Origin of the sequence: Allobosea sp., assembly GCF_030694325.1 — a bacterium.
GTDB lineage: Bacteria > Pseudomonadota > Alphaproteobacteria > Rhizobiales > Beijerinckiaceae > Allobosea.
This window is the reverse complement of the sequence record NZ_JAUXYO010000209.1, coordinates 1-3,884: the sequence shown is the minus strand read 5'-3', so window position 1 is coordinate 3,884 and position 3,884 is coordinate 1. Positions and strand designations below refer to the sequence as shown.

At 68.2% G+C, this 3,884-nt stretch carries 4 protein-coding genes; 1 reads left to right on the top strand and 3 read right to left on the bottom strand.

Annotated elements, in window-relative coordinates:
• Positions 1–270 precede the first annotated feature (270 nt).
• Entirely contained in the window at positions 271–1,590 is a 1,320-nt protein-coding gene (rimO, locus tag Q8M82_RS13880; RefSeq protein ID WP_305691929.1) for a 30S ribosomal protein S12 methylthiotransferase RimO, read from the top strand.
• Positions 1,591–1,685: 95 nt separating this feature from the next.
• On the opposite strand, the gene Q8M82_RS13875 is transcribed toward rimO, so the two are convergent.
• The 3 genes from Q8M82_RS13875 to Q8M82_RS13865 form a co-directional block, all read right to left on the bottom strand.
• Positions 1,686–2,024: a hypothetical protein gene (locus Q8M82_RS13875; RefSeq protein WP_305691928.1), complete on the bottom strand. Its 339-nt coding sequence runs from the start codon at positions 2,022–2,024 to the stop codon at positions 1,686–1,688.
• A 67-nt stretch (positions 2,025–2,091) separates the two neighbouring features.
• Positions 2,092–3,159: a hypothetical protein gene (locus Q8M82_RS13870; RefSeq protein ID WP_305691927.1), complete on the bottom strand. Its 1,068-nt coding sequence runs from the start codon at positions 3,157–3,159 to the stop codon at positions 2,092–2,094.
• A 95-nt stretch (positions 3,160–3,254) separates the two neighbouring features.
• A partial coding sequence (locus Q8M82_RS13865) for a quinone oxidoreductase family protein (RefSeq protein ID WP_305691926.1) occupies positions 3,255–3,884 on the bottom strand: 630 nt, incomplete at its 5' end.

The window sequence follows — 3,884 nt, the reverse complement described above, 5'->3', positions numbered from 1 at the left end:
CCCGGGATGGCCGTCCCGGGCCACGGCGTTCCCTCCCGGGAACCAACACCACTCTGACACATCGCCAAGAGACAATTGCGAGCGCAGCGAAGCAATCCAGGGCCATCGAGTTCTGCCGCTCCTGGATTGCTTCGTTGCGCTCGCATTGATGATGAGGCGTCTTCACACACGCACCGCCGCATTTGCCAAACAGCCTGAAACCGTTCAAAGGAAGCGCGCGCGAGCCTCGGGCCGCGCCGCCTCCATTCAGAGCTGTCGAGTTTGCCGCCGATGAACGCCGTCGCGCCGAAGATTTCTTTCGTTTCGCTGGGTTGCCCCAAGGCGCTGGTGGATTCCGAGCGGATCATCACCTCGCTGCGCTCGGAAGGCTATGAGCTCTCCAAGAGCCATGCGGGCTCCGACCTCGTCATCGTCAACACCTGCGGCTTCCTCGACTCGGCCAAGGCCGAATCGCTCGAGGCGATCGGCACCGCCATGGCCGAGAACGGCAAGGTCATCGTCACCGGCTGCATGGGCGCCGAGCCCGAGCAGATCCGCGACCGCTTCCCCAACCTGCTCGCGATCACCGGTCCGCAGGCCTATGAGAGCGTCGTCTCGGCCGTCCACCAGGCGCTGCCGCCGCGCCACGACCCCTTCGTCGACCTCGTGCCCGACCAGGGCATCAAGCTGACGCCGCGCCACTACGCCTATCTGAAGATTTCCGAGGGCTGCAACAACCGCTGCAGCTTCTGCATCATCCCGAAGCTGCGCGGCGATCTCGTCTCGCGGCCGATCGGCGAGGTGCTGCGCGAGGCCGAGAAGCTGGTCAAGGCCGGCGTCAAGGAACTGCTGGTGATCTCGCAGGATACCAGCGCCTATGGCCTCGACATCCGCTACCAGCCCTCGCTGTGGCAGGACCGCGAGGTCCGCACCCGCTTCTTCGAGCTTGCCCGCGAGCTCGGCCAGATGGGGGTCTGGGTGCGGATGCACTATGTCTACCCCTATCCCCATGTCGACGAGGTCATCCCGCTGATGCAGGAGGGGCTGATCCTGCCCTATCTCGACATCCCCTTCCAGCACGCTTCCCCCAATGTTCTCAAGGCGATGAAGCGTCCGGCTCATCAGGACAGGACGCTCGACCGGCTCCGCAAATGGCGCGAGATCTGCCCCGATCTCGCCATCCGCTCGACCTTCATCGTCGGCTTCCCCGGCGAGACGGAGGAGGATGTCCAGTTCCTGCTCGACTGGCTGAAGGAGGCGAAGCTCGAGCGCGTCGGCGCCTTCAAATACGAGCCGGTCAAGGGCGCGCCCGCCAACGACCTCGGCCTTCCCCTCGTCCCGGAGGAGGAGAAGGAGGCTCGCTGGCACCGCTTCATGAAGGCGCAGGCCGAGATCTCGACGCGCATCGTCAGGAACCGTGTCGGCAAGCGCATCCAGGTGATCATCGACGAGGCCGGCCCGACCGTGGCCAAGGGCCGCTCGAAATGGGATGCGCCGGAGATCGACGGCAACGTCTATGTCGCCAGCCGCCGCCCGCTGCGCCCGGGCGACATCGTCTCGGTCAAGATCGAGCGTGCCGACGCCTACGACCTGCACGGCGTCGCGGTCTGAGCTTTTCCCATCATTGCGAGCGCAGCGAAGCCATCCAGCGGACATTGAGCGCGACCGTCTGGATGGCTTCGCTGCGCTCGCAATGACGATCAGCGTCAGAAGATCTGGCAGATCCGGCGGATGATCCGGCCATTCCGATCCCGCGCGACCGGCGCTTCGCCGCAGCCGTCGACTGCCGAAGCATCGGCCTGAGCAAAATTCCCCCGCTTCGGCGGCATGTCGCAGCTCTCGGTCGGGCAGTCCGTCCGCGCCCGCCGCGGCTGCGAGGGGCGCGACAGGCGCGCCTTGTCCTCGGCGGCGATCGCGAGTGTCAGGCCGGGCGCTCCCGCCGGCAGCGTGACGCGGCCCTGGCGGCCGTTCTGCTGCGCGAGCGCGACCGTCGCGATGGTGAGCGAGGCGAGGAAGAAACCGCAGAGGCGAAGGGCGCGGGACATGGGCATCACCCGAAGGAGCATCAGCGTTCTGCTGACCCTTCTTCGTCGCGGTAGTGTGCCTGGGGGTTCAAACCGCCGATGACAAGGCGCCGCGGCGTGGCATCCTGCGCCCCAGCCACCAGCCGAAACGCTGAGCCAGCATGGCGAGCGCGATCGCATAGCCGATCAGCGCCAGCATCCAGCCGACCGCGCTGAGGCTGAGCGCGCCCAGCACCAGCGCACCGCGGCCGAGAACCTTGAGGATCGCCCGCGTCGTCGTGCCCTTGGCCGCGCCGAGCTTGGCCGCCTTGCCGATGTCGCCCGCGTCCTCTGCGACGGCGAGCACCTGCCGCAGCCCGCGCGAACCCGTCCGGGTGTAGACGGCACCGGCATCCTGGCCGAGCGCGGCGAAGCGCGCCATCGCCGCCGGCTTGACGATGCCGCCGGCCGCGACCCGCGCGGCCGCGAGGTCGAGGCGGGACGCCGCAGCGAGGCTCGCATTCAGGGCTGGACGGTCGATCGCATCGACCGCCGTGCGCGTCAGGTTCGCGGTCAGAGCGGGCGAGAGGATCTTCGCCTTGCTCGCCGCCTTGACTGCGCTCAGGCCGTTGCGGGCCGGCAGCGTGCCGCCGAGGGTGACCCAGGTCGCGGCGCTGATGGCGAGCCCTGCCGCGGCGATGGCGAGCACGGTGCCGTCCGTCCCCTCCCCGCCGAGCCATTTGCGGCCCTCGACGGCGAGGTCGCGCAGATCGCCATAGCCGGTGACGTCGCCAACGAGCGCGCCAGCGAAGGCCGCACCGCTCTCACGGTCGCCGTCGATGAAGCCCTGGCCGAAATCGCTGACGGCCTGGAGCATGGCGCCGTCCTTCAGCGCCTGCAGCTTTTGCCGACGCTCGGCCGATACGGGGATGCTCCGCTCGGCCGCCAGAGCGACGAAGCTTTCGGCCAGGTCCGTGTCGCGCGCCGCCAGCGCCGCATCGATCTCGCCCTCGAGCCGGGCAGCGGTCAGCATGCCTGCGAGACGCAGGTCGGCCAGCGCCGCCGGATCTTCCGCGACCGCGACCTCGCGCCAGTGCTGCCAGCCCTGCGGCATCACAAGCGAACCGGCCGCCGCCAGCGACAGCCCGAGCCCAAGGGCGAACGCAACCCGTTTCATCTTGCCTGCGACCCTGCCCGAACCATCCCGCACCCGCGAGACGAACAGGCGATAGCAGTCGATTGGGGCGAGATTTCAGGGCGCCGCGCGTCGCGTCAGGGAACCAGCACCGTCGAGCCCGTCGTGCCGCGCCCTTCCAGCGCGCGGTGCGCGTTGGCGGCATCGGCCAATGCGAAGGTCGCGTTCACCGGCACCACGACCTTGCCCGACGCCACCGCGCCGAACAGGTTCTTTGCCATCTCGACCATGGTCTCGCGCTTGGCGATATGGGTGAACAGCGTCGGGCGCGTCACATAGAGCGACCCCTTGGCGGCCAATAGGCCGAGATTGAACGGCTCGACCGCGCCCGACGCATTGCCGAAGCTCGCCACCACGCCGAAGGGCTGCAGGCAGTCGAGCGAGGGCAGGAAGGTGTCCTTGCCTACGCCGTCATAGACCACGGCGCAGAGCTTGCCGCCGGTGATCTCCTTCACCCGCGCCACGAAATCCTCCTCGCGATAGAGGATGACATGGTCGGCGCCATGCGCCTTGGCGAGCTCGCCCTTCTCCTTCGAGCCGACGGTGCCGATCACGGTCGCGCCCAGCGCCTTGCCCCATTGGCAGAGGATGAGCCCGGTGCCGCCAGCCGCGGCATGGACGAGGATCGTATCGCCCGGTTTCACCTTATAGGTCCGGTGCAGCAGATACTCCGCCGTCATGCCCTTCAGCATCATGCTGGCGGCGGC

What these genes read in the sequence shown, in the direction of transcription:
- rimO (WP_305691929.1), top strand. Translation starts at nt 271, where the DNA reads ATGAACGCCGTCGCGCCGAAGATTTCTTTCGTTTCGCTGGGTTGCCCC.
- Q8M82_RS13870 (WP_305691927.1), bottom strand. Translation starts at nt 3,159, where the DNA reads ATGAAACGGGTTGCGTTCGCCCTTGGGCTCGGGCTGTCGCTGGCGGCG.
- Q8M82_RS13875 (WP_305691928.1), bottom strand. Translation starts at nt 2,024, where the DNA reads ATGTCCCGCGCCCTTCGCCTCTGCGGTTTCTTCCTCGCCTCGCTCACC.